At 69.0% G+C, this 26143-nt stretch carries 28 protein-coding genes and 1 tRNA gene; 14 read left to right on the top strand and 15 right to left on the bottom strand.

Annotated features, from left to right (window positions below):
• The first annotated feature begins 71 nt into the window (after window positions 1–71).
• Window positions 72–1796 carry a S8 family peptidase gene (locus J2S57_RS10550; protein WP_307241060.1) on the top strand — a complete coding sequence of 575 codons (1725 nt, stop codon included), beginning with the start codon at window positions 72–74 and terminating at the stop codon, window positions 1794–1796.
• Window positions 1797–1804: 8 nt separating this feature from the next.
• Here the strand turns inward: J2S57_RS10550 and J2S57_RS10545 are convergent, their stop codons facing one another.
• Complete coding sequence (locus J2S57_RS10545) at window positions 1805–2857, bottom strand: spore photoproduct lyase family protein (protein ID WP_307241058.1); 1053 nt, start codon at window positions 2855–2857, stop codon at window positions 1805–1807.
• Between the two features lie 129 nt (window positions 2858–2986).
• Here J2S57_RS10545 and glgX point away from each other — a divergent pair, with 129 nt between their 5' ends.
• Window positions 2987–5191 (top strand): glycogen debranching protein GlgX, encoded by a 2205-nt coding sequence (gene glgX, locus J2S57_RS10540; RefSeq protein WP_307241056.1) that lies wholly within the window; start codon window positions 2987–2989, stop codon window positions 5189–5191.
• A 354-nt stretch (window positions 5192–5545) separates the two neighbouring features.
• Window positions 5546–5758: a type II toxin-antitoxin system HicB family antitoxin gene (locus J2S57_RS10535; RefSeq protein ID WP_307241053.1), complete on the top strand. Its 213-nt coding sequence runs from the start codon at window positions 5546–5548 to the stop codon at window positions 5756–5758.
• 347 nt (window positions 5759–6105) lie between these two features.
• Here J2S57_RS10535 and J2S57_RS10530 read toward each other — a convergent pair.
• From J2S57_RS10530 to J2S57_RS10520, 3 genes are all read right to left on the bottom strand, one after another.
• Window positions 6106–6178, bottom strand: a tRNA-Ala gene (locus J2S57_RS10530).
• Window positions 6179–6220: 42 nt separating this feature from the next.
• Window positions 6221–6334 carry a DLW-39 family protein gene (locus tag J2S57_RS10525; protein WP_307241052.1) on the bottom strand — a complete coding sequence of 38 codons (114 nt, stop codon included), beginning with the start codon at window positions 6332–6334 and terminating at the stop codon, window positions 6221–6223.
• A gap of 101 nt (window positions 6335–6435) precedes the next feature.
• Window positions 6436–6996, bottom strand: a complete 561-nt coding sequence (locus J2S57_RS10520) for a TetR/AcrR family transcriptional regulator (protein WP_307241050.1) — start codon at window positions 6994–6996, stop codon at window positions 6436–6438.
• Between the two features lie 96 nt (window positions 6997–7092).
• On the opposite strand from J2S57_RS10520, the gene J2S57_RS10515 reads away from it, so the two are divergent.
• Together J2S57_RS10515 and J2S57_RS10510 are read left to right on the top strand one after the other, a co-directional pair.
• Window positions 7093–7512, top strand: coding sequence for a hypothetical protein (locus J2S57_RS10515; protein ID WP_307241048.1), 420 nt, complete (start codon window positions 7093–7095; stop codon window positions 7510–7512).
• A gap of 193 nt (window positions 7513–7705) precedes the next feature.
• On the top strand, window positions 7706–8167 hold the full coding sequence (locus tag J2S57_RS10510) for a response regulator (RefSeq protein WP_307241046.1): 462 nt from the start codon (window positions 7706–7708) through the stop codon (window positions 8165–8167).
• A 26-nt stretch (window positions 8168–8193) separates the two neighbouring features.
• Here J2S57_RS10510 and J2S57_RS10505 read toward each other — a convergent pair whose 3' ends face one another.
• Both J2S57_RS10505 and J2S57_RS10500 read right to left on the bottom strand, forming a co-directional pair.
• Window positions 8194–8460 carry a DUF3817 domain-containing protein gene (locus J2S57_RS10505; protein WP_307241045.1) on the bottom strand — a complete coding sequence of 89 codons (267 nt, stop codon included), beginning with the start codon at window positions 8458–8460 and terminating at the stop codon, window positions 8194–8196.
• A gap of 2 nt (window positions 8461–8462) precedes the next feature.
• Complete coding sequence (locus J2S57_RS10500) at window positions 8463–8936, bottom strand: hypothetical protein (protein WP_307241043.1); 474 nt, start codon at window positions 8934–8936, stop codon at window positions 8463–8465.
• A 95-nt stretch (window positions 8937–9031) separates the two neighbouring features.
• Between J2S57_RS10500 and J2S57_RS10495 the strand changes: the two genes are divergently transcribed.
• Together J2S57_RS10495 and J2S57_RS10490 are read left to right on the top strand one after the other, a co-directional pair.
• The gene (locus tag J2S57_RS10495) at window positions 9032–9472 is read left to right on the top strand and encodes a MarR family winged helix-turn-helix transcriptional regulator (protein WP_307241041.1); all 441 of its coding nucleotides are present in this window, start codon (window positions 9032–9034) and stop codon (window positions 9470–9472) included.
• Between the two features lie 122 nt (window positions 9473–9594).
• The gene (locus tag J2S57_RS10490; protein WP_307241038.1) at window positions 9595–10371 is read left to right on the top strand and encodes a pentapeptide repeat-containing protein; all 777 of its coding nucleotides are present in this window, start codon (window positions 9595–9597) and stop codon (window positions 10369–10371) included.
• A 72-nt stretch (window positions 10372–10443) separates the two neighbouring features.
• Here the strand turns inward: J2S57_RS10490 and J2S57_RS10485 are convergent, their stop codons facing one another.
• Together J2S57_RS10485 and J2S57_RS10480 are read right to left on the bottom strand one after the other, a co-directional pair.
• Window positions 10444–11016 carry a TetR/AcrR family transcriptional regulator gene (locus J2S57_RS10485; protein WP_307241037.1) on the bottom strand — a complete coding sequence of 191 codons (573 nt, stop codon included), beginning with the start codon at window positions 11014–11016 and terminating at the stop codon, window positions 10444–10446.
• A gap of 5 nt (window positions 11017–11021) precedes the next feature.
• Window positions 11022–11342 carry a DMT family transporter gene (locus J2S57_RS10480; RefSeq protein ID WP_307241034.1) on the bottom strand — a complete coding sequence of 107 codons (321 nt, stop codon included), beginning with the start codon at window positions 11340–11342 and terminating at the stop codon, window positions 11022–11024.
• 254 nt (window positions 11343–11596) lie between these two features.
• Between J2S57_RS10480 and J2S57_RS10475 the strand changes: the two genes are divergently transcribed.
• Both J2S57_RS10475 and J2S57_RS10470 read left to right on the top strand, forming a co-directional pair.
• Window positions 11597–12142, top strand: a complete 546-nt coding sequence (locus J2S57_RS10475; RefSeq protein WP_307241032.1) for a DUF4232 domain-containing protein — start codon at window positions 11597–11599, stop codon at window positions 12140–12142.
• A gap of 41 nt (window positions 12143–12183) precedes the next feature.
• On the top strand, window positions 12184–12939 hold the full coding sequence (locus J2S57_RS10470; protein ID WP_307241031.1) for a MerR family transcriptional regulator: 756 nt from the start codon (window positions 12184–12186) through the stop codon (window positions 12937–12939).
• A gap of 62 nt (window positions 12940–13001) precedes the next feature.
• Here the strand turns inward: J2S57_RS10470 and J2S57_RS10465 are convergent, their stop codons facing one another.
• The 5 genes from J2S57_RS10465 to J2S57_RS10445 form a co-directional block, all read right to left on the bottom strand.
• Window positions 13002–13835 carry a CPBP family intramembrane glutamic endopeptidase gene (locus J2S57_RS10465; protein WP_307241029.1) on the bottom strand — a complete coding sequence of 278 codons (834 nt, stop codon included), beginning with the start codon at window positions 13833–13835 and terminating at the stop codon, window positions 13002–13004.
• Window positions 13836–13957: 122 nt separating this feature from the next.
• Window positions 13958–14623, bottom strand: a complete 666-nt coding sequence (locus tag J2S57_RS10460; protein WP_307241027.1) for a response regulator — start codon at window positions 14621–14623, stop codon at window positions 13958–13960.
• 43 nt (window positions 14624–14666) lie between these two features.
• Window positions 14667–14813: a hypothetical protein gene (locus tag J2S57_RS10455; protein ID WP_307241025.1), complete on the bottom strand. Its 147-nt coding sequence runs from the start codon at window positions 14811–14813 to the stop codon at window positions 14667–14669.
• A gap of 241 nt (window positions 14814–15054) precedes the next feature.
• Window positions 15055–17148, bottom strand: a complete 2094-nt coding sequence (locus J2S57_RS10450; RefSeq protein WP_307241023.1) for a glycosyltransferase family 39 protein — start codon at window positions 17146–17148, stop codon at window positions 15055–15057.
• 50 nt (window positions 17149–17198) lie between these two features.
• On the bottom strand, window positions 17199–18188 hold the full coding sequence (locus tag J2S57_RS10445; protein ID WP_307241021.1) for an FAD:protein FMN transferase: 990 nt from the start codon (window positions 18186–18188) through the stop codon (window positions 17199–17201).
• A 301-nt stretch (window positions 18189–18489) separates the two neighbouring features.
• On the opposite strand from J2S57_RS10445, the gene J2S57_RS10440 reads away from it, so the two are divergent.
• The 3 genes from J2S57_RS10440 to J2S57_RS10430 all read left to right on the top strand — a co-directional run bounded on the left by J2S57_RS10440 (window position 18490) and on the right by J2S57_RS10430 (window position 20769).
• Entirely contained in the window at window positions 18490–19062 is a 573-nt protein-coding gene (locus tag J2S57_RS10440; RefSeq protein ID WP_307241019.1) for a DMT family transporter, read from the top strand.
• Window positions 19063–19157: 95 nt separating this feature from the next.
• A complete protein-coding gene (locus J2S57_RS10435; protein ID WP_307241018.1) occupies window positions 19158–20225 on the top strand; it encodes a COX15/CtaA family protein in 1068 nt (355 codons plus the stop codon).
• Between the two features lie 34 nt (window positions 20226–20259).
• Entirely contained in the window at window positions 20260–20769 is a 510-nt protein-coding gene (locus J2S57_RS10430) for a winged helix DNA-binding protein (RefSeq protein ID WP_307241015.1), read from the top strand.
• On the opposite strand, the gene J2S57_RS10425 is transcribed toward J2S57_RS10430, so the two are convergent.
• Window positions 20766–21623: an alpha/beta fold hydrolase gene (locus J2S57_RS10425; protein ID WP_307241013.1), complete on the bottom strand. Its 858-nt coding sequence runs from the start codon at window positions 21621–21623 to the stop codon at window positions 20766–20768. The genes J2S57_RS10430 and J2S57_RS10425 overlap by 4 nt on opposite strands.
• A gap of 873 nt (window positions 21624–22496) precedes the next feature.
• Here J2S57_RS10425 and J2S57_RS10420 point away from each other — a divergent pair.
• Window positions 22497–24530 (top strand): AfsR/SARP family transcriptional regulator, encoded by a 2034-nt coding sequence (locus tag J2S57_RS10420; protein ID WP_307241011.1) that lies wholly within the window; start codon window positions 22497–22499, stop codon window positions 24528–24530.
• Window positions 24531–24554: 24 nt separating this feature from the next.
• Here the strand turns inward: J2S57_RS10420 and J2S57_RS10415 are convergent, their stop codons facing one another.
• Window positions 24555–25241 carry a hypothetical protein gene (locus tag J2S57_RS10415; protein ID WP_307241009.1) on the bottom strand — a complete coding sequence of 229 codons (687 nt, stop codon included), beginning with the start codon at window positions 25239–25241 and terminating at the stop codon, window positions 24555–24557.
• 326 nt (window positions 25242–25567) lie between these two features.
• On the opposite strand from J2S57_RS10415, the gene J2S57_RS10410 reads away from it, so the two are divergent.
• Window positions 25568–26095 (top strand): peptidylprolyl isomerase, encoded by a 528-nt coding sequence (locus J2S57_RS10410; RefSeq protein WP_370882456.1) that lies wholly within the window; start codon window positions 25568–25570, stop codon window positions 26093–26095.
• The last annotated feature ends 48 nt before the right edge of the window (window positions 26096–26143 follow it).

Here is a 26143-nt window from a genome sequence, read left to right as displayed (position 1 = left end):
CCCCTGAATCGTCAACTAGACGCTCCGTTATTTCAGGATGACGGAACGTCAACCAGGGACGGGGTTCTAACGTGGGCGAACGCCACATCACGCTCGATCTGCCCACCAAACTTCTCGTCGCCGCCGTCGGCACCGCAGCCGTGCTCACGGCGCTGCCGGGCAGTGCGGAGGAGAGTTCCGCCGACGCCTCGTCGTACGCCGCGCAGGTGCTGGGGACCGGCGAGGCCGACGTCATCCCCGGCCAGTACATCGTGGTGCTCAAGGCTCCGGCCACCGGCGAGGACAACGCCGCGCTGGACGCCGCCGTGGACCGGGCCGAGGACCGCGGGGCCGAGGTCACGCACGAGTACGGCGACGCGATCAACGGGTACGCGGCCGAGATGAGCGCGGCCGAGCTGGCCAAGGCCCGCCAGGACCCGGCCGTCGCCTACATCGTGGCCGACCGGACGATGAGCATCTCCGGGTCGCGCTCGGTGAGCTCGTGGGGCCAGGACCGCGTCGACCAGCGTTCGGGCCTCAACGGCAAGCTCGTGACCAGCGGTGACGGCAGCGGCGTGACCGCTTACGTGATCGACACCGGCGTCCGTTCCACCCACAGCGACCTGGCCGGGCGGGTGCTGTCCGGCTACAGCACGGTCTCCGACGGCAACGGCACCGAGGACTGCGCCGGGCACGGGACCCACGTCGCGGGCACGATCGGCGGGGCCACCTACGGGGTGGCGCCGGGCGTGAACATCGTTCCGGTGCGGGTGCTCGGCTGTGACGGCAGTGGCACCTCGTCGGATGTCATCGCCGGCGTCAACTGGGTCACCGCGAACGCCTCCGGACCGTCGGTGGTGAACATGAGCCTGGGCGGCGAGAGCAACGCGGCGCTGGACAACGCGGTGAACGCGTCGATCGCCTCGGGCATCACCTACGCCGTGGCGGCGGGTAACGATGCCAAGGACGCCTGCACCAACTCCCCCGCCGACGTGCCGAACGCGATCACGGTGGCGGCGTCGACGAACACGGACATGAACGCCAGTTTCAGCAACTTCGGCTCGTGCGTGGACCTCTACGGGCCGGGCCAGTCGATCGTCTCGGACTGGTACACCTCCAACACCGCCACCAAGACGCTCAGCGGTACCTCGATGGCCACGCCGCACGTGGCCGGGGCGATCGCGCTCTACCTGCAGGGCGACCCTGCGGCCGCGCCCGCGACCGTGGCATCGGCCCTGGTCAGCAGCGCGACCAGCGACGCGCTGAGCGGAGTTCCGAGCGGGACGCCGAACCTGCTGCTGTACGTCGGTTCCACGGCCAGCACGTCCACCCCGGCGCCCACCACCCCAACTGCCACCCCCACCACCGCGGTGCCGGTGACGTCACCCACCACCTCACCCAGCGCCTCCCCCACCACGGCGCCCACCACCGGACCCACCCCGGCACCCACGGCGACGAGCACACCGACGCCGACCACCACGTCCACCATCACCCCCACACCCACCAAGCCCGCACCCACCTGCACGACCACCACCACCGGCAAGGTGACCCTGAAGACCCGGGCGATCACCGCGTCCACCTACACCAGCAAGAAGGCGGGCCTGCACCGCGGCTGCCTGAGCGGGCCGAAGGGCACGAACTTCGACCTGACGCTGTCGAAGTGGAACGGGAAGCGCTGGGTCGTGGTGAAGACCGGCGAGAAGTCCGGCTCCAGCGAAACCGTCAGCTACACCGGCACTTCGGGCAAGTACCGGTGGACGGTGGAGCGGGAGAAGGGCAAGGGCAGCTACACGCTGAAGATCTCGCACCCGGCCTAGGTCTCGTCCTAGAACGCGTACCGGACGGTCAGCCAGGGCGCCTGCTCGGCGATCAGGTCGAGCAGGCGCTGTTTCCAGACGCCCTTCCAGCCCGCGCGGTAACGCACGTTGCGCATGCCGTTCTGGGAGACCTTGAACTCCTGGATGTCGGGGCGCCACAACAGGTTCTCGGCCTGAGGATGCCAGCCCAGGTTGACGTCGTGCAGGCCCTGGTTGTGGGTCAGGAAGATGACCTCGGCCTGCGCCTGGGCCTTGGCGGCGGGTGAGAGCACATCGTTCAGCTGCTGGAGCAGCTCGGCCCAGTCGCTGAGCCACTCCTCGTGCACCACCACCGGTGACATGTTCAGGTGCACCTCGTAGCCGGCGGCCAGGAAATCGTCCACCGCGGCGATGCGCTCCCCCACCGAAGAGGTGCGGATGTCCAGCAGCTTCGCGGTGCGCTCGGGCATCACCGAGAAGCGGATGCGGGTGCGGCCCTGTGGGTCGTAGGTGAGCAGGTCGCGGTTGACGAACTTGGTCGCGAACGAGGCCTTGGCGTGCTCGAGGTCGCGGAAGGCCGCGACCAGGTCGGCGACGTTGTCGCTGACCAGCGCGTCGACGCTGGCGTCGCTGTTCTCCCCCAGGTCGTAGACCCAGGCCCGCGGGTCGCACTGGTTCGGCTCGGTCTTGGGGCCCTGCCTCACGACGTGCCGGCGCAGGTAGCCGATCATCTGCTCGATGTTGGCGTAGACCGTGATCGGGTTCGCGTAGCCCTTGTGCCGCGGGACGTAACAGTAGGCGCAGGCCATGGCGCAGCCGTTCGCGGCGCTGGGGGCGATCCAGTCCGCGGAACGGCCGTTCACCCGGGCCGTCATGGTCTTGCGCACCCCCAGCGCGAGCACCTCGGTCTTCACCCGGACCCAGCGCTGCACGTTCTGCTCGTCACCGTGCACCGCGTCGACGCGGTTGGCCGAGGCCACCTCGATCACCTCGGCCCGAGGCCAGCGCTCGACGATCTGCCGCCCGCGCTCGAGCTCGAGCGCGGCGGGTTCGGCGTAGATGGTGCGGACGTCGAGGAGCACCCGGCGATCGTCTCGCGTCCCGGGCCGGACGGCACTTCATCGACGTGCGGAAACCGGCATTCCGGGCGATGATCATGGTTCAGCTGTTCTCGGCTGAGTCCCTCTCGCTGTGAACCTCAGGGAGTCAACGTGACGGATCCGGCGACCACCCCGTCCGCACTCGGTGTCTGGCCCGGCAAGGCCTACCCGCTCGGTGCGAGCTATGACGGGTACGGCACGAACTTCGCCATCTTCAGCGAAGTCGCCGAAAAGGTCGAGCTCTGCCTGTTCGACGAGGCCGGCAACGAGACCCGGGTGACGTTGCCCGAGGTCGACGCGTTCATCTGGCACGTGTTCCTGCCCGGCATCCAGCCCGGTCAGCGCTACGGCTACCGGGTGCACGGCCCGTGGAACCCCTCGCAAGGCCATCGCTGCAACCCGAACAAGCTGCTGCTCGACACCTACGCCAAGGCGATCGACGGGGTTTTCGACTGGAACGAGGCGGTTTTCGGCTACCCGTTCGGTGAGCCCGACGCCCGTAACGACGCCGACTCGGCCGAGTACATGCCCAAGTCGGTGGTGATCAACCCGTACTTCGATTGGGGCGTCGACAGGCCGCCGAAGCATGAGTACGCAGACAGCGTTGTCTACGAGGCGCATGTGAAGGGTCTGACGCAGACCCATCCGGACGTGCCCGAGGCCATGCGGGGCACCTACTCAGGCATCGCGCACCCGGCGATCGTGCAGCACCTGGTCTCGCTGGGCGTCACCGCGCTCGAGCTGATGCCGGTGCACCACTTCGCGAACGACTCCACGCTGATCAGCAAGGGCCTGTCGAACTACTGGGGCTACAACACGATCGGGTTCTTCGCGCCCGACCCGAAGTACGCGTCCACCATCGCGCCCGGTGGTCAGGTGCAGGAGTTCAAGGCCATGGTGCGGGCGCTGCACGAGGCCGGCATCGAGGTCATTCTCGACGTGGTCTACAACCACACGGCCGAGGGCAATCACCTGGGCCCGACGCTGTCGATGCGGGGTGTGGACAACCTGGCCTACTACCGCACGGTCGAAGAAGACCGGCGGTACTACATGGATTACACCGGCACCGGCAACACGCTGAACGTGCGGCATCCGCACTCGCTGCAGCTGATCATGGACTCGCTGCGTTACTGGGTCACCGAGATGCACGTCGACGGTTTCCGTTTCGACCTGGCGTCCACCCTGGCGCGGGAGTTCTACGACGTCGACCGGCTCTCGAGCTTCTTCGAGCTGGTGCAGCAGGATCCGACCGTGTCGCAGGTGAAACTGATTGCCGAGCCCTGGGACGTGGGGCCGGGTGGGTATCAGGTCGGCAACTTCCCGCCTCAGTGGACGGAGTGGAACGGCAAGTACCGCGACACCGTTCGTGACTTCTGGCGCGGGGAGCCGGCGACCCTCGGTGAATTTGCCTCGCGGATAACGGGTTCCGCCGATCTGTACGAGCACTCGGCGCGGCGGCCGGTGGCGTCGGTCAACTTCGTCACCGCGCACGACGGGTTCACGCTGCACGACCTGGTTGCTTACAACGAGAAGCACAACGAGGCGAACGGCGAGGACAACCGGGACGGGGAGAGCCACAACCGGTCGTGGAACTGCGGGGTCGAGGGGCCGACCGACGACCCGGTGGTGCTCGAGATCCGCGCTCGCCAGCAGCGCAACTTCTTCACCACTCTGTTGCTGTCGCAGGGTGTTCCGATGATCTCGCACGGTGACGAGCTGGGCCGCACGCAGCGGGGCAATAATAATGCCTACTGCCAGGACAGTGAGATCGCGTGGGTGGACTGGAGCTCGGTCGACGAAGACCTGCTCGATTTCGTCCGGGCCGCGGCGTCGCTACGGGCTCAGCACCCGGTGTTCCGCCGGCGCCGGTTCTTCAACGGCCTGCCGGTGCGTGAGCAGGGTTCGGAGGCTCAGCCCGACATTGCCTGGTTCACGCCCGACGGCTCCGAGATGACCGACCAGGACTGGGGTTCCGGATTCGGCCGGGCGATCTCGGTGTACCTGAACGGCCAGGGCATCACCGACCTCAGTACGCGGGGTGAGCCGGTGGTCGACGACTCCTTCGTGGTCTGTTACAACGCCCACGACGAGCCGATCGACTTCCACATGCCGCCAACCGGTTTCGGCGCGGAGTGGGAGCTGGTGCTGAGCACCGAGGCCGGCCGCCGCCCCGTGATCGCACCGGTGGTCGCGGTGCAGGGCGTGCCGATCTCGGTGCCCGTGGTGCAGGCCGAACCGGGCCCGCTGGTAGAGGCCGAGAAGTCGATTACCGTGGCGGGTCGTGCTCTGGCGGTGCTTCAGTTGCGAATCGGCTGATCTCCGCGTGCCGGGCCTCGGCCGTGCGCTTCCGCGACCAAGCCTCGTGGAAGCCGCCGGCCGAGGCCGCCAGGCACATCAGCCCGACGACGATGTCCGATGTTCCTGATGTCGTGTCGAACAGGCCTCCCCCGAGCATCGGGAGGCCGATGCAGAAGAAGACCAGCCCGACAGCCTGCCATGATCGATAACCAGCCATATCCGTGTCCCTCCGACCAGATACGCACTTATGTGGCTTTGAGTATCCAAGCAGACACAGGCTGGTGTCGTTAGAGGGGAAATGCCTGGTTGGCGGCTTGCGAACGTGGGGCGGCCGGAGGTCGACCCGGACGTGCCCGAGTTATGGTTTGAGCCATGTCCGAGCCCCGGATCGTGACCATCCCGATCGTCATCGAGCAAGGTGACGACGGCGTCTGGTCGGCCGACGTGCAGCTGCGGCGTGGTCTCGAGGCGCACGGCGAGGGTGACACCGAGGAAGACGCCCTCGAGGATCTGCGTGAGGCGCTGACCGGGTTGTTCGAGGAGTTCAGCGTGTCGCGGGAGCTGTCGATCACGGTTGCGGCCTGAGTTCCGGTTCGCTTCGCTGGGGTGGCGATTCGCTCCGCTCCGCTTTGCCTCGCGGAGGTGGCGATTCGTGGTGCTTAGCTTCGGTGGGGGCGGCGATTCGTGGTGCCTTGCTTCGGTGGGGGCGGCGATTCGCGGTGCCTCGCTTCGCTGGGGGCGGCGAGCAGATCGATGCTTTCGATTATCGATAATCGAAAGCAGGGGTAGTTGCCGCTAGAGCCCCGGGCGGAAACGAACGGACGCGGCGGCCTGATCGCGTGGTCACTCACACGTGGGTGGGGCCCCTGTGCGCGCCGGAACGAGAAACGGCCAGGTCGAGCAGATGCCCTCTGACCTGGCCGTTCATGAAGTGGAGACGATGGGACTCGAACCCACAACCCCCTGCTTGCAAAGCAGGTGCGCTACCAATTGCGCCACGTCCCCGGATCTCGCGAGTGATTCATTATCACCCGCGGGACGGGAGGATCAGACCTTGTCGGTCGCCGATGCCCACGGCTGGCTGGGCTTGTTGGAACCGACCTTGCGCCAGAGCGCGACGCCGGCCGCGGACGCGACGGCGACCACCAGCAGCTTCTTCATCAGGGTTCCTCCCCGTCCGTTGAGGGCGACATCTCAGTCGTCCTCTTGAGCACGTCCGAGATTATCACCGACCAACCACCGCCAGGCTCCGACCGGGCTGGTCACAGCGACCGCTGCGTCAGCCAGCGGGTGACCAGCCGGGTCAGGTCGTCTTCGGTCTGCCCTTCGTCGAGCGTCATGGCGCCGCTCAGCAGCAACGTTGCCAGCCCGTGCACCAGCGACCACGCGGCCAGGGCCGAGACGCGTTCGTCGGTGCGTGAAAAAGCTTTCACCGCACCGCCTCGCAGCAGGTCCTGGGCTCGGCCGGCGGCGGTGGTGAAGTCAGGGTCGTCCTGGTGGATCGCGTCGGCGCGGAACATCACCGCGAAGTGGCCCGGATGGTCGAGTGCGAAACGCACGTAGCGCAGGCCCATGTCGGCGAAGTCGGGGGCCTGCGCGAGCGACTCGCAGAGCAGCTCGAAGCCCTGGGCGGCCACGGCTGTCATCAGGCCGGCCCGGTCGCCGAAGTGATGGCCGGGTGCGGCGTGGGACACGCCGGCGCGGCGGGCCAGGTCGCGCAGGCTCAGCGCGTCGGTGCCGGACTCCGCGATCACCTCGGCCGCGGCGGCGAGCAGGGCCCGGCGCAGGTCGCCGTGGTGGTACGGCTTCGTCCCGGAGGTCACGGACCGACCTTAGGCATCGCAACTTGCCATTGACAAGTTAGTCGAGTCTTGTCACTGTCTAGATATCTGGTCAGTGACAAGATGAGGAGTGCGACGGTGCCGACCGTTCCCTGGCAGCAGCTCGACCACGAGATGGCCGACGACGCCGAAGTCGTGGTCATGGCTTCACGTTTCCGCCTGCACCGGCTCAGCCAGGTGCCCCGGTTCTTCCTCGACGCCCTGCGCGTGCAGCGTCAGGCCGCCCGCAGCGAGGGAGTCGTCGGGCTCTCACTGCGTGCCCATCCTCTGCGCCGGGAGTTCCTCACTCTCAGCGCCTGGCGTGACCAGGGCTCCCTGAACGCGATGTACCGGGCTCAGCCGCACGGTGCCGTGATGTCCCGTCACCGCCCGGCGATGGCCTCGTCGGAGTTCGTGTTCTATCGGTTGCGGGCCGGTGAACTGCCCGCCGGGTGGGACGACGCGTATCGCCGACTCGCCGAGAACGAGGCGGCGAAAAAGACCGGCGACCCATCCTGAGACCGGTCAACGCTGCTGGTCACTGGGCCTTCCGAGGGTGACGTACAGTTCGGTGCACGGGCATCCGCCCACATCTGTCCGGTGAAGTCACTCGCCGGTTAGGATCATCGCCTGAACGCCACTGCCCCCGAGGTGCGAGCTTTTCACGGCGAAGTAGTTCCTCGGCCGCTCCAAGCAACTTCGAGGGGTTCTCATGCTCGCATCCGCTACCCGTGCCATGGCCGTCCTGCTGGTCGACGACGACCCGGGCGACGTTCTGATGATCGAAGAGGCTCTCGAGTCGATCGGCGCCCCGCGCAACGTCTACGTGGCCAACGACGGCGAAGAGGCGGTGGCCTTCCTGCGCCGCACCGGTGAGCACGAAGACGCTCCCCGCCCCGACGTCATCCTGCTCGACCTGAACATGCCCCGCATGGACGGACGTCAGGTGCTGGCCGAGATCAAGAACGACCCGGAGCTGCGCAGCATCCCGATCGTGGTGCTCACCACCTCGCAGGCTCCGTCCGACATCCTGAGCAGCTACTCGCTGCACGCGAACGCCTATGTCACCAAGCCCATGAACCTCGACGGGCTGACCGAGGTGGTGCGCCGAATTGACCACTTCTATGCCAAGATCGCCGCTCTTCCGGGTCGTCGCCCGAGCAGCGAGCAGTAGTCAGCCGCAGTTGTCCACAAGGCTTTTCACAGCCTGGGGATACTGCTGACCGAATCTCGCAGGCGGCGCAGCACAAGCAGTGCGCCGACTGCGGGAATCAGCGACAAGACCCGGATTCCGGCCGATCTCGTCAGTGCGAAGGTCAGCACGATGCCGATCAGGTAGGCGCAGCCGTGCACCGGCCCGAGTGCCGAGGCCAGCGCCGCGACGTGCACGGTGGCCAGGTTCAGCAGGAGCAGCGCCAGCGAGCAGGCCTCGACCGCCGCCGCGACGCGCAGAGAACGCAGGGACACGGTCACACCCCCGTGGACGAGCCGGGGCGCACGATCATGATGACCACCACGATCGCCCAGACCAGGGCGAAGCTGCCGGTGACCATGCCCAGACGCGGCAGTAGGGGTGAAACCGCCGCCAGGTCGCCGGGCGGTTGCAGCAGCTCCATGATCCGCTTCTGTGCGGGCACCACCGCCCAGCCCAGCAGGGCGGCGGCGAGCAGGGTCAGGGCCATCGAGACCCAGATCCACCAGTCCCCGAGCACCCCCATGGCCGACGCGGTGGCGATGCCGAACACCGGTACGGCGATTCCGGCGACCGCGTAGCCGGTGCTGATCCGGTGCAGGGCGCTGAGCACGGACAGCGGGCCGGTGCGGTTCTCGCCGGCGGCCACCGCCTCACGGGCGTAGCGCGGAAAAAGACTGGCAGCGGCGGTGAGTGGGCCGATCAGCACGATCGCGAGAACGACGTGGACGACGAGCAGGACGGCCTTCATGCCCGGCCCGCCGGGGTAACGGGAGCGTTCATGGAGGCAGGTTACAGTCAGACTTAAACCACTCCGCAAGGGGGCGCGGGTGTCAGGATGAGCCGGTGACGCCAGTGCCCAGAACTCCGCAGCCCAGCCCGGGTTTTCTGCTGATGACCATCGGCCGCACGATCCGGGTCGAGGTCGAGGCGGGGCTGCGGGAGCACGGCACGTCGCTGCGGCACCTGTCCGCGCTGGGGCATCTCTCGCGCGAGCCCGGCCTCTCGTACAGCGAACTCGGCCGCCGCGCCGGGGTGACGGCCCAGAGCATGCAGGCCACGCTCCGGCAGCTCGAGGAACTGGGCGGGGTCGAGCGCCGCACCCTGCCCGGGCGGGGCCGCACTGCCGAGCTGGTGGTCACGCCGGCCGGGCAGGAATTGATCGCCACCGGTTTCCGGGTGATGCGCGAGGTCGAGCAGAAGGTCCTCGCACCACTGGACGACGAGCAGCGCCAGGCCCTCACCGCGCTCCTGTTCCCGGTCCTGACCGGCGGGGGCTCGCTCTGACTACAGGTAGTGGCGACTGAGGCTTAGAGTGATCCTCCCAGCTCAAGGCGCCGGGACCGACGGGGAGGCGGTGCGTGATGAACGCATCCAAGCGGCTCGCATGGGCCGTTGACATCGTTGCCGTGGCTGCGATCGGCCTGGCTCTCGCCGCTTCCCTCTGGCTCTTCCCGCAGTACGTCACCGGCCGGGGCGCCGGGCTCAGCGAGGTGCAGCGACTCACCCTGGCCAACGATGCGCGGATGCCCGCCCTGGTCGCGGTCGCCGTCGGCGCGGGGGTGGCCGGGCTCTGGTTCTCGGTGCGCCAGCAGCAGCGCGCTCGCACCGTCGACCGGGGCGAGCGATTCAACCGCGCCGTCACCCAGCTCACCGATCCGGCGGCCAGCACCCGGGTCGGCGCCGTCTACGCACTGGAACGTCTCTCGCACGAACGCGGTCAGGACACCCAGCCCGTCGCCGAGGTGCTGGCGGCCTTCGTGCAGGAGGCCCGCCCGCTCGAGGTGACGGGGCACTTCACCGCGATCTCGTCGGACGTCGCCGCGGCCTTGCAGGTGCTGGCCCGGGTGGCCGGGCACCGTCGCCGTCCGGTCGACCTGACCGCGGCCCGGTTGCCCGGCGGGCAGTTCAAGGGCATCGACCTGTCCGGCGCCAATCTCGCCCTGGTCGACCTCAGTGGCGCCGACCTGTCGCTCGCGAACCTGGCCAACTGCAACCTGTCCCACGCCGATCTGCGCGGCGCCGACCTGAGCTGGGCCAACCTGCTGGGCGCCGATCTCACCGGCGCCGACACCCGCGACTGCGACATGCGTCAGGTGTCCCTGACCAGCCGGCAGCGTGCCCAGCTGCTCGAGGTCCCGGCCGAAACTGTCCGCCCACCCGGGCGACGTCAGGCAGCCCGCTAGCCCGACGCGTCCTCAAGCCCCGAAAACCCGGTGAAGGGCGCGAGGGGAAGGCCGACAGGTGCCAGAGGGGGATCAAACGGCCGGCGAAGCCCAGATCTTCGCGATCGCCGACTGCAGCTGATCGGCCGCAGGCGCCTCACCCGTGACCGTGGCCTGCAGAAACACCCCGTCGACGAGAGTCGCGAGCGCATAGCCGGTGCTCGGACCGGCCAGCCGGGCCGTGACCTCACGCAGCCCCAGCAGCCAGCGCGTCGCCAGCGGCCGCAGCTCGGGCGTGTGCCCCGCCGCCAGGTAGAGCTCGCACTCCAGCCGGGCCCGCGGCTGATCGGCCAGGTACTCCAGGATCAGCCGGGTGAGCAGACCGGCCGGGCCGTCGTCATCGGGGCCCAGTTCGTGCTGGGCCCGGCGCAGTTCGGTCTCCCAGCGCACGAGATCCGCGTCCCACGCGTCACCGGCTTGCTCGAGCGCGGTGGCGATGAGGTCGTTCAGCGTCGGGAAGTAATAGGTGGTCGCCCCCAGTGGGACGTCGGCCCGGGCCGCGATGAGCCGGTGTGTCGTGCGGGCCACCCCGACCTCGGCCACCACCTCGACGGTGGCGGCGAGCAGGGCGCGGCGCCGGCCTTCGGGATCCCGGGAAGTCGTCACCCCAGCTAGTGAACACCGGCCACGTTGAGGATCACCACACCGCCGATGATCATCGCCGCCCCGGTGATCTTGGCCGGGCTGAGCGGTTCACCCAGGAATGTGGCCCCGACCAGCATGATCGCCGCGACGCCCATACCCGACCAGGTGGCGTAGACGACGCCGACCGGCAGATCCTGCACGATGCGCGCGAGCAGGATGAACACCACCGCATACGTGCCCAGGCACAGCGCACTCGGCCCCAGCCGCGAGAAGCCGTGGGTCGAGGGGAGCAGGCTGGTGGCCACGACCTCGAGGGCGATCGCCACGACCAGCATCAGATAAGCCATCGGAACTCCTGTACGCCTGTACTAGTACATCTGTACAAGTGCGGCCCGGAGACGTTTGTTCCCGACCGGTAACCAGTGCGGCCGAAGGGTGGACGACGTGGTCACCCGAACGTTCCCAGGTGTTCCAGTCGATGGTGTTCCGGCAGGTCAGAAGGGGTGGAACGTCCCTGTCACGACGAGCTCTGGCGAGTGGGACGAGACCGGGCGGAAGGTGTGGGCAACGCCAGATCCGACCACTCGACAGGAGCAAGACCATGAACCGCGTCTTCACCCGTGCCCACCTCATCGCCTCCGGCGCCGTGGCTGTCGCCACCGCGGGGGCCGTGGCCTTCGCGCCGGGGGCATCGGCCCAGCCCGTCAAGGCTGCCCCGAAGACGGTTACCTGCACCGCCGCGAACACCGACATCAAGATCACCAAGGTGGCGCAGCCGTACAACCACCTGCTGGTGCGGGCCAGGAACACGAGCAAGAACAACTGCAACGCCTTCTCCGCGCCCTACCTCTGCATGGGCAAGGAGGCCCAGGCGCCGGCCTTCGTGATCAAGGAGAGCCAGCCGCAGGCCGTGGTCACGCTGTTCCCCGGCGAGACCGCGTACGCCAGCATCATCGTCGCCGGCTACAGCCAGCGCGAAGAGGACTACGCCACCAACCAGGTCGGCGTGCTCTTCGCCAACCGCAACAACAATGGCTCGGTCGGCAGTGAGGCCACGGTGAAGGTCAGCGGCAAGGGCGTCATCAACGCGGGCCAGGCGATGGTCACCTACTGGCAGTACAGCCGCAAGGACGCCCTCGCCTGGTAAGGCGTTGACATTGACGCAACGTCAACTCCTACCGTGGATGTGTGACGGCGGAATGGTCCATCCAGGAGGTCGCCCGGCTCACCGGAACCACCAGTCGCACCCTTCGTCACTACGGTGACAAGGGGCTGCTGACTCCAACGAGCACGGGCGGCAACGGGCAGCGCTACTACGACCAGCAGGCGCTGGTCCGGCTCCAGCAGATCCTGTTGCTGCGAGGCCTTGGCCTGGGCCTTTCCGCCATCGCGGAGACGCTCGACGGTCAGCACGACACCGTCACCGCCCTCAACCGTCACCTGCGGCTTCTTCGGCGCGAGCAGGAGCGGCTGAGCCGGCAGGTCGCGTCGATCCGCACCACCATCCGCAAGCTCGAGGGAGGGGAACCGCTCATGGCCGAGGAAGTGCTCGACGGGTTCGACCACACGCGATACGAAGAAGAGGTCTCGCAGCGCTGGGGGCGCGAGGCCTACGAGAAGGGTGACCGCTGGTGGCGGTCGCTCAGTGCCGAGGAGAAGGCCGGGTTCAGGCAGCAGGGTCTCGACATCGCCCGGGATTTCGTGGCGGCCCGGGAGAACGGCGAGATGGCGGACGGGGTGGTCGCCCAGGACGTCGCCCGTCGCCACGTCGAGTGGCTGGGGATCACGACCGAGCCGAGCCGGGACTACGTGATCGGTCTCGGCGAGATGTACGTGGCCGACCCGCGTTTCGGCGAGAACTACGCACCGGAGGGGATGGACCCGACGCCGTACGCGGAGTACGTGCGCGACGTGCTGAAGGTCTACGCGGAACGCAACCTGTAGGCAAAACGCGGCGGTGGCATCTCCGGCCCGAAGGTCGGAATGCCACCGTAAGGCGTTGTCGATCAGGCCATTTCCCGAGTCCGAGTCGTGATGCGCCGGGTGTAGACGACCGTGAGCACGCTGCAGACCAGCACCGCGAAGATCGTGGCCTCGGGGCCGAAATCGCCGCCGGAGATCAGGGTCGGGCCGTCGAGCACGCTGCTGAAGATGCCGCCGCCGCTGTTGTCCGACCCGGAGACCGTGGTGCCGAAGATGCCCGACTCGGCGAAGTTCCAGCCGAAGTGCAGGCCGATCGGCAGCCACAGCGAGCGGGTCGCGGCGTAGACGGCCGCCAGCATCAGACCGCCCTGGATCGCGATGGCCAGCGCACCCCACAGGTTCGGGCTGTTCAGCAGGTGCAGACCGCCGAAGACCAGGGCCGAGACGACCATCGCGCCGACCGTGCCGGTCATCTGCTCGACCAGGCGGAACAGCACACCGCGGAACAGGATCTCCTCGATCACCGCGACCGACGCCATCATCCCGGCCGTGGCCAGCGCCGAGGTGAACGAGCCCCAGCTCAGCGACTCGTACCCGCCGAAGATCGTGATCAGCAGCATGACCGCGGTGAACATGCCCATACCGAGCAGGGCGCCACGGCGCAGGGCGGGCCCGACGTTCACCGGGGCGAGCTCGGTGGCCTCGCGGTGTTCGACCTTGCCGATCACCCAGCGGTACAGCCACACCATGCCGGCGGCCGCGGCCACCCCGAGCACCAGCGTCACCAGCGCCACGAACGGGTTCGAGCTGTGCACCATCTGCGACAGCGGCCCGACGACCACCGCGTTCACGGCGAAGAACACGACGGCCAGGAAGACCAGCCGGACCGGGGTCTTGCTCATCTGCTCGGTGAACATCTCGAAGCCTCCTGCTAGGTGTGGTGCGGCCTCCTGGCCACAACCGAAAACCTAGAAAAGGAGGGCACTCCCCCGCGTCACGCACGTGAGCGGACCTTGCGTAGCTCTCGTGGGGGATGCGGTCAGAGCGTGGCGCTGACCAGGCCGTTCCGGTGCGCGAACACCACGGCCTGCACCCGGTCGCGCAGATCGAGCTTGGTCAGGATCCGCGAGACGTGGGTCTTCACGGTCTCCCGGCTGACCACCATGGCCTCGGCGATCTCCACGTTCGACATGCCCTCGGCGATCAGCTTGAGCACCTCGACCTCCCGCGGGGTCAGCGCGTCGACCGCGCTGCCGGCCGAGGTCGTCGGCCGCACACGCTCGCCGAACCGCCCCACCAGCTTGCGCGTGATCGCCGGGGCCAGCAGGGCCTCCCCCGACGCGATCACCCGGATGCCGTTCAGCAGTTCGCTCGGCGGTGAGTCCTTCAGCAGGAATCCGCTGGCGCCCGCGCGCAACGCCTCGTAGACGTACTCGTCGAGCTGGAAAGTGGTCACCACCAGCACTTTCGCCGGGTTCTCGACACCCGGGCCGGCGAGTTCCCGGGTGGCCGTGATGCCGTCGAGCACCGGCATCCGCACGTCCATCACCACGACGTCGGGCTTGAGCCGCAACGCCAGGTCGACAGCGTCGCGGCCGTTGCCGGCCTCCCCGACGACCTCCATGTCGGACTGCGCCGACAGAATCGTCACGTAGCCCGTCCGCACCAGTTCCTGGTCGTCGGCCACCAGCACGCGCAAGGTCACGAGCGGCGAGATTATCGGTCGAACGGGGGACGTGGTGGTCGGGTCAGCTCTCGCTGCGGAGTTTGTTCTCGAGCCAGGTGCGGGGTTCGGTTCCGATCATGCCGATCAGCTTGTCCATACCGAGCCAGGCGAATTGCCCGGCAGCGACGGCACCGCTGATGAAGACGCCGGTCCAGACGATCTCGGACATGCTGCTCCCTGGCTTCTCGACATGCATGATCCACCGCGCTGGGGTAGCGGGTGGGGGCGCGAGCGAGGCTACGTCATGAACAACGCGCGTTTCGAGCTCCGCCGGTGAGTCCTCCTTATCTGAATGCTTGCTGTGCGCGGAGATTGGTCGGGAACGGTTCGAGAGCGTTTCGGAACCGCAAAATGATGGACGGGCCTGTCTCACCAGATCTGGTGAGACAGGCCCGTCCATCATTGGGGGTCTAGCTGGTTGACGACGTGGTGCCCGAGGCCGACGTGAGGTCGTAGACCGTCGTGTCACCGATCGTGGTGGACGTGTAGGTCGACTCCACCCACTCGGTGATCTGCTCGGCGGCGTCGCTGCCCCCGGAGTCGCTGCCGCTGCTCATCGTGCCGCCGGCGATGAAGTAGTGGATCTGGCCGGCCGCCACGTAGGCCTTGAACTGCTCCAGCGTGGGGGAGGGGTCGGTGCCGTTGAAGCCGCCGATGGCCATGACGGGCTCTTCGGAGGCCAGCTGGTAGCCGGAGGCGTTGTTCGAGCCGACGGTCGCGGCGACCCAGGTGTAGCTGTCCGCGTTCGCGGTGAGGGCCGAGACCAGCTCGTCGCTGGGGGTGGTGGCGTTGAGCAGACCGCCCATGCCACCTCCGCCGCCGCCCATGCCGCCGCCACCGAAACCGCCGGTCGTGCCCTGAGACTGACCCGTGCCGGTGCCGCCCTGGGTCTGGCCGGTGCCGTTCTGGGTCTGGCCACCCGGGCCGCCGCCCATACCGCCACCGCCGCCCATACCGCCGCCACCGCGTCCACCGCCCATACCGCCGCCGACACTCGGACCGGCCGAGGGGAGCGAACCGGTGTGCGCCGTGGCCGCCGTGTTCATCGAGTAGCCGACCGGCCCGAGCAGGGCCGAGACCACCGCGAGAGCGCCGATGCCGAGCATGACCCGCTGCCGGGTGCGGCCGTTCAGACGGCCGGCGAGCCAGCCCGACGCGGCCAGGCCGAAGGTGGCGAGCAGACCGGTGATCAGCACGACCACGCGGATCCAGGGGTGCCAGTCGGAGCTGTTGGCCAGCAGGGTGTACGACCAGAGCGCGGTGACCAGCACGGTGCCGGCCAGCACGAACGTGCCGATGACGGAACGGCTCTTCCAGAGCGCGGCCACGCCGATGCCGACGAGGGCGGCGATGGCCGGGGCCAGGGCCACGGTGTAGTACGAGTGGAAGATGCCCTGCATCATGCTGAAGGTCAGGAAGGTGACGACCAGCCAGCCGCCCCAGATGATGAACTGGGCGCGAACCGGGCTGGTGCGCGGCAGTTTCCGGGTGATCACGAGACCGGCGACGAGCAGGATGCCGGCGGCCGGGAGCAGCCAGCCGATCTGGCTGGAGAACTCGGAGCCGAAGAGCCGGGTGATGCCGGTCTCGCCCCAGTTGCCGTTGCTGCCGACGCTTCCGGTCTCGTTACCGGTGAGCCGGCCCAGGCCGTTGTAGCCGAGGGTGAGTTCGAGGATCGAGTTGTTCTGCGAGCCGCCGATGTACGGACGCGAATCGGCGGGCCAGAACTCGACGATCGCGATCCACCAGCCGGCCGACACGATCATCGCGACGAAAGCGGCCAGCAGGTGGCCGATCCGCTTCGCGAACGTGGTCGGCGCGGCCCACAGGTAGGTCAGGCCGAACGCCGGCACCACCAGCAGGGCCTGCAGCTGCTTGGTGAGGAAGCCCAGGCCGATCATCACGCCGGCCAGCAGGAGCCAGCGCATCGTGGCGTGCTCGACGGCGCGCATCACGAAGTAGACGCCCGCGATCATGAGCAGCACGAGCAGCGCGTCCGGGTTGTTGAACCGGAACATCAGCGTGGCCACCGGCGTGGTGGCCAGGGCCGCACCGGCCAGCAGACCGGCTCCGGCGCCGAAGTGACGGCGCACGATGGTGAAGAGCAGGCCGACCGAGGCGACGCCCATGATGGCCTGCGGCATCAGGATCGACCAGGAGCTCAGGCCGAAGATGCGCACCGACAGCGCCATCGGCCAGAGGGCGAGCGGGGGTTTGTCGACCGTGATGGCGTTGGCGGCGTCGGAGGAGCCGAAGAAGAACGCCTTCCAGCTCTCCGAACCGGCCTGCACCGCGGCCGAGTAGAACGAGTTGGCCCAGCCGGACTCGCCCAGTGACCACATGTAGAGCAGGGCGGTGGCGCCGAGCAGGCCGAGCAGGGCGGGGCGCACCCAGGCCGCGTCGTCGGCGCGGCCCCGCACCAGCCGCCGGGCGAGACCGGGCCGTTGTGGGGGAGGCACGGCTTCGGGGTGGTGCCCGGTGGGGCTGTCCAGGGTCGCGGTCATGGGTTTCCCTTGGTTTCGGGGGGTGCTTGAGGACGTGGTGGTCGGGGTGGTCAGGCGGCGTACGGGGTGGTGTGGTTGGCCCAGTTGCCGGACAGGAGCTCGTCGTCGGCGGTGGTGATCAGCCGGGCGGGGATCCACATCTGGCTGAGCCAGGAGCGGGCGCGGGTGCCGCGCACGAGGGCGGCGGTGGAGTAGGTCGTGGCCTCGAGGCAGGTGAAGCCGATCGCGCTGACCATCCGCCAGACCGGCAGGGGCATCTCGCCGGTGTGCGGGTCGATCATCAGGGTGATGTGCTGCGACCGGGCCGGCTGGGGGCCGATCTGGGTGGTGCTGATCGCGGCGCCCGGGGTCAGGAAGACCTCGGCGCCCAGGTCACCGGCACGGTCTTCGATGCGCACGCGCCAGCCCTGGTCCGGAGCGGGTCCGGCCGTCGCGGCGTTGCCGCCGAGTCGCACCATGACGCCGGTGTCGAGCCGCTCGCGCACCCGGGCGGCGGCCAGGTCGCAGATCGCGGCCTTGGCGGTGGCGCTCAGGTCGAGGGTCGTGCCCGCCGGGACCTGTAGCTTGCGGCCCTCGAGGCGCACGTGCTCCCAGCCGGGGGCGGGGCGGGTGCCGGTCGGGCGGGAGCCGCAGGCCGGGAACACGCCCCGGGGCCGGTCGGCGCCGATCGTGCCGTGGGCGGTCAGGGCCGCGGCCACGGTGGGGTCGATGTCGCCGTCGGTGCGCTCGGCCACGGCCAGGGCGGATGCCACCAGCTGGGCCAGGAGCGGGCTGATCGTCACCGGGCGGCCGCCGGCGCGGTAGAGCTTGTGCAGCTCGGCGTCGGAGCGGAAGCGGGCGGCGGCCTTCTCGGCGGCGGCGAACTGGCGGGAGACGATGCGGCGGGCCACGTTGAGGGCGGCCGGGTCGTCGACGGTGACGGACGCGGTGGTTCCCCAGGCCTGCCAGGCGGCGGTGCGGGAGCGGTCGCCGCTGACGGGGTTCTCGGAGACGGGCTCGTTCCGGCGCAGGCCCGGCCGGACGATGTCGGTGATGGCCATGGCTCCTCCTGGAGTCCCTCGGGTGATCCGGTCGTGATCAACTCTCGGGCCGGGAGCTGGACCCATCGACAGAGAAGTCTGAAAGCCCGCTGTGGGATTCGACTGTGAAAATCCTGTGGTTGCTGTGACCGAGCTGTGGAGCGGTCCATCCGCTCAACGGATGAAGAACGGCCTGGTCCGGCGTCGGAATATGGCTCGGTAAGCCGAAATTAGGCGCATTGAAACCGGGTTCGCCTACTCCGCAGTCAATTTCGCTGTAGGTTCAAGCTGTTGATCAAGCGGGCGGATCTGGGGGCTTTTCGTGGTGGCGTGGCTGGCTCTGGCTGGAGCTATTGCGTTGGAGATCGTGGCGACGGTGAGTCTGAAGACGGCCGACGGGTTCACCCGGTTCTGGCCCAGCCTGATCGTGGTGGTGGGTTACGTGGGGTGCTTCAGCCTTCTCGGCTTCGCCCTGAAAACCTTTGACGTGGGGCTGGTTTACGCGATGTGGTCGGCGGTCGGCACCGCGGCGATCACGATCATCGGGGTGATGGCGTTCGGTGAGAGCGTCACTCTGGCGCGGATCTGCGGAGTGGGGTTGATCATCCTGGGGGTGGTCGTGCTGAACATGAGCGGTGGGGAGGCCCATGCCTCCGGCGGCTCCGGCGGGGGAGTGGCGGCCCAGGCGACCGAACGCTCAGCGAGCGTACAGACGTCCCCCATTGAAAACCTGCCCAGCCCGCGGGCGAAGGAGTCGGAATCCGGGGAGATCCCCATGCTCACCCCACACACCGGCCTGATTCCCAGGCAGATGCGACCCCGGCACGACATGAACACCGACCCGGATTCCGACCTGGAACCGATCTTTCCCGATCTGCGGCGACCGGGGATCTGACGTTCGTCCCGAAGGCTCCGCCGTTCGTCCTGACCTGCTGCGTGCCTGGTGGACCAGTGGTCGTGGGACCGTGGCGACGTGACAGACTCGGATCCATGCGTACGCCGTTCGGCCTGATCGAGCCCTACGTCCGGTTGAGCCCCCGGGCGGTGCGCTGGGCCACCACGCTTGCCCTGGTCTGCAGCATCGGCATCATCCTGACCGGTGGCATCGTGCGGTTGACGGGCTCCGGCCTGGGCTGCACGACCTGGCCCAAATGCACCGACGACTCGCTCGTGGTGCCGGCCGAGATGGGCATCCACGGGGCGATCGAGTTCACCAACCGGATGCTGACCTTCGTGATCTCGATCGCGGTGGGTCTGGCGATCATCACCGCGCGGTTCCAGAAGGTGCCCAACCGCTGGCTGGTGCGCACGACCTGGTCGCAGTTCTTCATCATCGTGCTCAACGCGGTGCTCGGCGGGATCACGGTGTGGACGGGGCTCAACCCGTACATGGTGGCCGTGCACTTCTGTGCGGCGACGCTGCTGCTCACCACCACGACGCTGAGCTACGACTTCGCGCACAGTCCGGCGTTCGAGGAGTGGAACAAGCGCACGTACTCGGGCACCGGGCCTCGGTACGGGCGGCGTGCCGCTGCTTCCGCTCCTAGCTCGGCCAAGGCGGTCGACGGGTCGGTCGTGCTGCCGGAGCCGGTGGCCGACCCGACGCGTCCGGGGCGCACCAAGCTGGCCTGGATCCTGGTGGTCGTGGCCGGGTTCCTCGTGGTGGCGGGCACGGTGACGACCGGTGCGGGGCCGCACCCGGGTGACTCCAGCGAGGTGCACCGGATTCAGGTCGACTGGGCCGGGATGGCCTGGACGCACGGCCTGATCGGGGTGCTGGTGCTGGTGCTCGCGGCAGTCTGTGCCTGGGCCGCGCACCAGGCCGGTGACCGGAAGACGTTCCGGCGCGGGCTGATCCTGCTCGGTGTGCTGATCGGGCAGATGACGCTGGGGCTCTACCAGAGCCTCGACGGGCTGCCCTGGGTGGCGGTCGCGATCCACATGGTGGGTGCGGCGCTGACCTGGATCGGGGTGTTGCGGGTGCTGCTGGCCACGATCCATCCGGACCCGGTGGTGGCGGTCGCGACGGACTCGCCGGCGCCGGTCGCGGCCGGTTGACCTGAAGTCCGGTTCACTTCGTACGGTGGCCGGTATGGCTTCTGACGCGCTTCCGGGTCTTGCAGGTCTTTCGGGGCTCTCGGGCCTTTCGGGTCTCTCGGGTCTCTCGGGTACGGACGAGCAGGTGGCGGCCCAGCCCATCGGGTACTGGAGCCGGGCCGCCCACCAGGCGGTGGTCGGGCGGCTGCGGGCCGAGCTGGTGTTCGAGCAGCTCACGCAGCCGCACTGGTGGACGCTGAACCATGTGTCCTCCGGTACCTGGACCCGTTCGGTGCTGGCCGACCGGCTGCAGCCCTACGACGACCTGGGCATCGAGATGGAGGACGTGTTCGACGACCTCCTCGAGCGCGGCTGGCTGACCGATGCCTCCGGCGTTCTGGGGCTGACGCCGGACGGGGAACAGGGACTGGCCCGCGCCCGGGAGCGGATGACGGGTGCACAGGCTGATACCTGTGAGGGCATCAGCACCGAGGACTACGTGACCACGATCAACACGCTGCGGCGGATGATCGCGAATCTCGGCGGCTCGGCGGAACTGCCCTAACGCTTGAGCAGGTCGCGCAGGGCCTGGCTGATCGTGGCCGGGTCCTCCTCGGCCATGAAGTGCCCGCTGGTGACGGTACGGTGCTCGAGGTCGGGGGCCCAGGACTGCCAGCGCTGCACGGCGTGCCCGGTCATGGCCGGGCCCCAGTCCTGCTGCAGCACGGTGACGGGCATGCGCAGACGGCGCCCGGCGTCGCGGTCGGCCTCGTCGTGGTCGACGTCGATGCCCGCCGAGGCCCGGTAGTCGGCGACGATCGAGGTCACGGCGGCGCGGGACTTCTCGACGTAGAGATCGCGCAGGGCCAGCGGGGTCTTGGCCCAGATGTCGAGGAAATGGCCGAAGAAGGCCTCGGGAACGGCGTTGATCATGGCCTCGGGCAGGCCGGGCGGCTGCGCCATGAGGTACAGGTGCCAGCCCACGGAGGCGGCCCGGCCGGCCATGACGTCCCAGGTGTCGAGCGTGGTGAAGACGTCGAGCGAGGCCAGGTGCGTGACGGTGTCCGGGTGGTCGAGCCCGGCGCGGATCGCGACCAGGGCGCCGCGGTCGTGCCCCGCGAGGGCGAACCGCTCGAAGCCGAGCCGTTTCGTCACGGCGACCACGTCGTTGGCCATCGTGCGCTTGGAATAGGTCTCACCGGTGTCCGCGGGCTTGTCGCTGTCACCGTATCCGCGCAGGTCAGGACAGATGACGGTGTGATCGACGGCAAGTTCGACGGCGACGTCGCGCCAGCACAGGTGAGTCTGCGGAAAGCCGTGGAGCAGCACCAGGGCCGGCCCCTCACCTCCGACCGCGACGTTCAGGTGCACGCCGTCGGTGCCTTCGATGCGCTGCTGGGTGAATCCGGGGATGTTCATGCGAACCAGCCTGTGGGTCGTGAATCAGCAACCGATCAGTGCCGGGTGCGGACGCGGTGGACCGAACAGGGGATCGATCTTTGAGCCGGCGGGGGAAGTGTGAGGTCGGCTGCGTGGGCGGTGCGGGGGTTCAGTCGGGTCTGTCCGGTTCGGCTGTGTCGGGGCCGGGCTCTGTGCGCGGTCGCAGGTGGACCTTTGGCTCGGCGCAAAGTGTGGTGCTTTCGATTATCGATAATCGAAAGCACCATGGATCGCCCGCCCGGCTAGGTCCCGTCCCCGTCCCCGTCCCCGTCCCCGTCCCCGTCCCCGTCCCCGTCCCCGTCCCCGTCCCCGTCCAGGTGCCAGGTGTCAGGTGCGGTGTGCGGTGTGCGGTGTGCCGTGTGCCGTGTAGACGCTGTGCCGATCGGCCCCCAGACCTGCTCCGGCGAGTGCCCTTTCAGACCTCACCTCGCCAACCGCGGGTCTTGCCTTTCCCCAGACCGCCTCCGCGACTGCCCCGGCCTCGCCCCTTCCCGTGTCCGCCCCGGCCTCGCCCCTTCCCGCGTCTGCCTGCCCCATCCGCCTCCGCCTCCGCGACCGCCCACAGCCCAGCCCGCACCCGCACTTCGGCCCGCACTTCGGCCCGCACTTCGGCCCGCACTTCGGCCCGCACTTCGGCCCGCACCTCGGCCCGCACTTCGGCCCGCACCTCGGCCCACGCCCCGGTCCGCACTCGGACCCCGGCCCACGCCCCTCCCTGGTCGCCTTCCCCATCCCATTCCCGCGTCTGCCCGCACTCCCTACGCCTCGGGCTGCCTCCACGACGCGGGCCTAGTTGATGGGGAGCGGAGACTTGGCCGGTGGGCTGTGGGGCGGGCGTTCTAGGCTTGTGACGTGCTGCGTTTCGGAGTTCTGGGGCCCCTGGAGGTCATGCGCGAGGGGGAAGTGGTCAGCCTCGGCGGTCCGCGGCACCGGGCTGTGCTGGGGCGGCTGCTGATCTCCGCGCCTCGGGTCGTGCCGGTGCAGTGGCTCATCGACGACCTCTGGGACGAGCCGCCCGCCAACGCTCTCGGTTCGCTGCAGACGTTCGTCGGTGCGCTGCGCAAGGCACTGGAACCCGGCCGGCCGCCCCGTACGGCGTCTGGTCTGCTCGTCACGCAGGCGCCTGGGTACGCACTGCGGCCCGTCGAGGTGGATGCCTGGCAGTTCACCGCTGCCCTGGACGAAGGCCGGCGCCGGCTCTCCGCCGGGCAGCCGCTGCAGGCCCATGACCAGCTGGAACGGGCTCTGCGGCAGTGGCGGGGCCCGGCCTGGGCCGAGTTCGGGCGGTGGGCGCGGGCCGAGGCCCATCGCCTGGACGAGCTGCGGTCGCTCGCCGTGGAGTCGAAGGCTGAGGCGGCGCTGGCCCTCGGCCGGGCTGCCGTCACCGTGCCGGACCTGGAGCTGCACGTCGAGCAGTACCCGCTGCGCGAAGACGGGTGGCGTCTGCTGGCTCTCGCGCTGTACCGCACCGGACGTCAGGGGGACGCGCTCGCAGCCCTGCGCCGGGCCCGCGCCACGCTCGTCGAGCAACTCGGAGTGGAGCCGGGGGAGTCGCTGCGGCGTCTGGAGTCCGACGTCCTCGCGCACGCCGAGCACCTCGAAATCCCCTCGCCGGAAAAGTCTTCCGGTAGCAGCCTGTGGCGCGCGGCGATCCGGGGACAGGATCCGACCATGTCCGGCGCCGGCGGTCGGGAGCGTCTCGAGGCCCTGATGGGACTGGTGCGGGCGCTCGCCGTGACCGGGGAGCTCGCTCAGGCCCGGCAGTATCGCGCGCAAGCCGTGCGAGCCGCCGCCGAGCTGGCCGACCCGCTCCTTTTCGCCCAGGTGGTAGGGGCTTTCGACGTCCCCGCGATCTGGACGGCGAACGACGACGAGGAGCTCTCGGCGTTCCTGGTGGAATCGGCGGAACGAGCGCTGGCCGGGCTCGAGGCGCTGGAGGGGGAGCACCGGTACGAGCGGGCCCGGCTGCTGGTCACCATCGCCCTGGAACGCCGCGCCGACGCCGGGGACCGAGGGCAGGAGGCGGCCCGTGAGGCCGAGCGCCTAGCCCGTGAGCTGGGCGACCCGGACCTGCTCGCCCTCGCGCTGAACGGCCGGTTCCTGCAGACGTTCGACCGGGCCGGGCTCGCTCCCCAGCGCGCGCTGATCGGCCACGAACTGCTCGAACTCGCAGGTCAGGGGCTTCCGACGGTGGCCGTGCTGGGACATCTGATCCTGATCCAGTCATACGCCGCGCTCGCCGACCTGGCCGCCGCCGACCGGCACGCGGCCGCCGCCGACGCTCTGGCCGAGCAGCACGGCATTCCGCTGATCGGGGTGTTCACGACCTGGTACGCAGCGTTGCGCCGGGCGATCACCGGACCGCCCGAGGAGGCGCGGGAAGCCTGTCTCGCAGCGGCGGTGACCCTGCCCGGATCAGGCATGCCGGGCGTCGAGCACGGCATCCTGCCACTGGCCCTGCTGTGCCTCGACCTGACCGCCGGCGGTGACGGGAATCACGGCGCCGAAATGGATTTCGGTCCCTATCAACCGTGGGCCTCCGCACTCCAGGGAAAGACCGAGGTGCCCGCGTCGTCCCCCCGTGATCTGCTCTTCGAGGCCCGCACCGCACTGGCGGCGATCGTGGCTCTGCGCGATCACGACGAACCGTCGATGAAAAGGCTCTACGCGCAACTGCTCCCGGCCGAGAACGAGCTGGCCGGAGCCGGTAGCGGGATGGTCACGCTGGGGCCGGTGGCGGAATTCCTGGGGCGGCTCGCGTCGGCTCTGGGGGAGAGCGACGCCGCACAGCGGCATTTCGCGGTCGCGAGCCGGGTGAGAGCGCGGGCCGGGGCGGTGGTTACCGGCGACCACCACGACGGACGTGCCGGTCACCTCGAAAGGTGACCGGCACGTCCGCCATTGGTCAGCTCAGCGGTCGGACTTCGGGTCGCCGAGAATCGGGTCACCCGTGACCTTGCCCGCCTCGGCCTCCTCGACCGGCACCGAAGGGGTGCCCGGGGTGGCCAGCGGAGTGCCGTTCGACGCGCCGTTCACCGTGGTGACGCCCGGGTCAGGGGTCCACGGGTCTTGCTGGGCGTTGCGCTTCTGCCAGGCCACGGCCGCACCACCGGCGGCGGCCGCGATCAGCGAGAAGAGCACGAAGCGACGGCGACGCTGCTTGCGGCGGGCCTTCTTCAGCGCCTTCTTGTTGGCCGGCAGGTGCTGCACCGCGACGGCGGCGCGCTCCTGGGCGTGGACGGAGGCGTTGTCCCGGGCCGCGATCGCCGCGGCGGACGCGGCGGCGATCGCCTCGGCCAGCTTCGGCAGCAGATCGTCCACCACCTTGTCGCGACCGTGGGCGACGACCGGAGCGGCCTTCTCCCGAGCCTGGGCGTAGCCCTTCTCCAGCGCCGGGCCGGCGTGCTCAGCCGCGTTGCGCACCGCGGGGACGACGTGGTCCTTCGTGGCGACACTCACGCGGTCCCTGGTCGCGACGGCGGCCGGGTAGGCGCGCTCGGCCACCACGGCACCACCGGTGCGGGCGCTCTCCAGCGCCGACCGGAACTGCGCCTGGGCTTCCTTCTTCGCCTTGGCCCTCTTCCTTCGCGTGCTCACGGCATCGTCCTCCTGTTCGTGCGGCTCACTCGGGAAGCAACTGGGTGGGGCCGCTTCGGGCTCCATCGTTCCGCGATCTGAGCAGAATGCCACCCGAGGTCTATCGTCAGATCAACTATGTGATCTTTACCGTCGGGTACCAACTCGAAGTGCCACCTGGGGGATACATCCCGGCCGGTCAGACGTTGGACAATCTGGGCGTGTCCGCGCACGGCGTATCCGTTCGTGCCGATCCAAGGCCAATCCCAGCCGGTCCGTCCCGACGGTCCGTGACAGACTTCGTGAGCATCGAGCGACATCCGCACATCCTGAAGGGGAATCACCCGTTGACCGAGCAGCTTCCCTCAAACCTGAACGCCGACATCCTCACGAACCACGGGGTCATCCGCGTCCAGCTGTTCCCGAACCACGCCCCGAAGACGGTGCGTAACTTCGTCGAGCTGGCGGAGGGCACCCAGGAGCAGAACCAGGGCAAGAACTTCTACGACGGTGTCATCTTCCACCGCGTCATCGCCGGGTTCATGATCCAGGGCGGCGACCCGACGGGCACCGGCACCGGCGGCCCGGGCTACAACTTCGACGACGAGATCCACCCGGAGCTCACCTTCACCCAGCCGTACCTGCTGGCGATGGCGAACGCGGGCGTCCGCGGCGGCCGGGGCACCAACGGTTCGCAGTTCTTCATCACCACCAGCACGCCCACGCACCTCCAGGGCAAGCACACGATCTTCGGCCAGGTCGCCGACCAGGCCAGCCGGGACGTGGTGGACTCCATCAGCAACACCCCGGTCGACCGTCGCGACCGTCCCGAGAAGGACGTCGTGATCGAGCGGGTCACCATCACGCGCGGGTGACCACTCAGCCCTCCACGGGTGGTGCGGGCACCGGGGAACCGGTCTGCC

It is taken from the genome of Kineosporia succinea (assembly GCF_030811555.1).
In the GTDB taxonomy this organism is placed as follows: domain Bacteria; phylum Actinomycetota; class Actinomycetes; order Actinomycetales; family Kineosporiaceae; genus Kineosporia; species Kineosporia succinea.
The sequence above is the reverse complement of the archived record's forward strand: the minus strand, read 5'-3'. Positions and strand labels throughout refer to the sequence as shown.

Excerpts from the sequence above, each read along its gene's own strand:
- J2S57_RS10535 (WP_307241053.1), top strand. The coding sequence starts at position 5,546 with ATGTCCGAGCCCCGGATCGTGACCATCCCGATCGTCATCGAGCAAGGT.
- J2S57_RS10525 (WP_307241052.1), bottom strand. The coding sequence starts at position 6,334 with ATGAAGAAGCTGCTGGTGGTCGCCGTCGCGTCCGCGGCCGGCGTCGCG.
- J2S57_RS10510 (WP_307241046.1), top strand. The coding sequence starts at position 7,706 with ATGCTCGCATCCGCTACCCGTGCCATGGCCGTCCTGCTGGTCGACGAC.
- J2S57_RS10500 (WP_307241043.1), bottom strand. The coding sequence starts at position 8,936 with ATGAAGGCCGTCCTGCTCGTCGTCCACGTCGTTCTCGCGATCGTGCTG.
- J2S57_RS10480 (WP_307241034.1), bottom strand. The coding sequence starts at position 11,342 with ATGGCTTATCTGATGCTGGTCGTGGCGATCGCCCTCGAGGTCGTGGCC.
- J2S57_RS10475 (WP_307241032.1), top strand. The coding sequence starts at position 11,597 with ATGAACCGCGTCTTCACCCGTGCCCACCTCATCGCCTCCGGCGCCGTG.
- J2S57_RS10465 (WP_307241029.1), bottom strand. The coding sequence starts at position 13,835 with ATGTTCACCGAGCAGATGAGCAAGACCCCGGTCCGGCTGGTCTTCCTG.
- J2S57_RS10455 (WP_307241025.1), bottom strand. The coding sequence starts at position 14,813 with ATGTCCGAGATCGTCTGGACCGGCGTCTTCATCAGCGGTGCCGTCGCT.
- J2S57_RS10450 (WP_307241023.1), bottom strand. The coding sequence starts at position 17,148 with ATGACCGCGACCCTGGACAGCCCCACCGGGCACCACCCCGAAGCCGTG.
- J2S57_RS10445 (WP_307241021.1), bottom strand. The coding sequence starts at position 18,188 with ATGGCCATCACCGACATCGTCCGGCCGGGCCTGCGCCGGAACGAGCCC.
- J2S57_RS10435 (WP_307241018.1), top strand. The coding sequence starts at position 19,158 with ATGCGTACGCCGTTCGGCCTGATCGAGCCCTACGTCCGGTTGAGCCCC.
- J2S57_RS10430 (WP_307241015.1), top strand. The coding sequence starts at position 20,260 with ATGGCTTCTGACGCGCTTCCGGGTCTTGCAGGTCTTTCGGGGCTCTCG.
- J2S57_RS10425 (WP_307241013.1), bottom strand. The coding sequence starts at position 21,623 with ATGAACATCCCCGGATTCACCCAGCAGCGCATCGAAGGCACCGACGGC.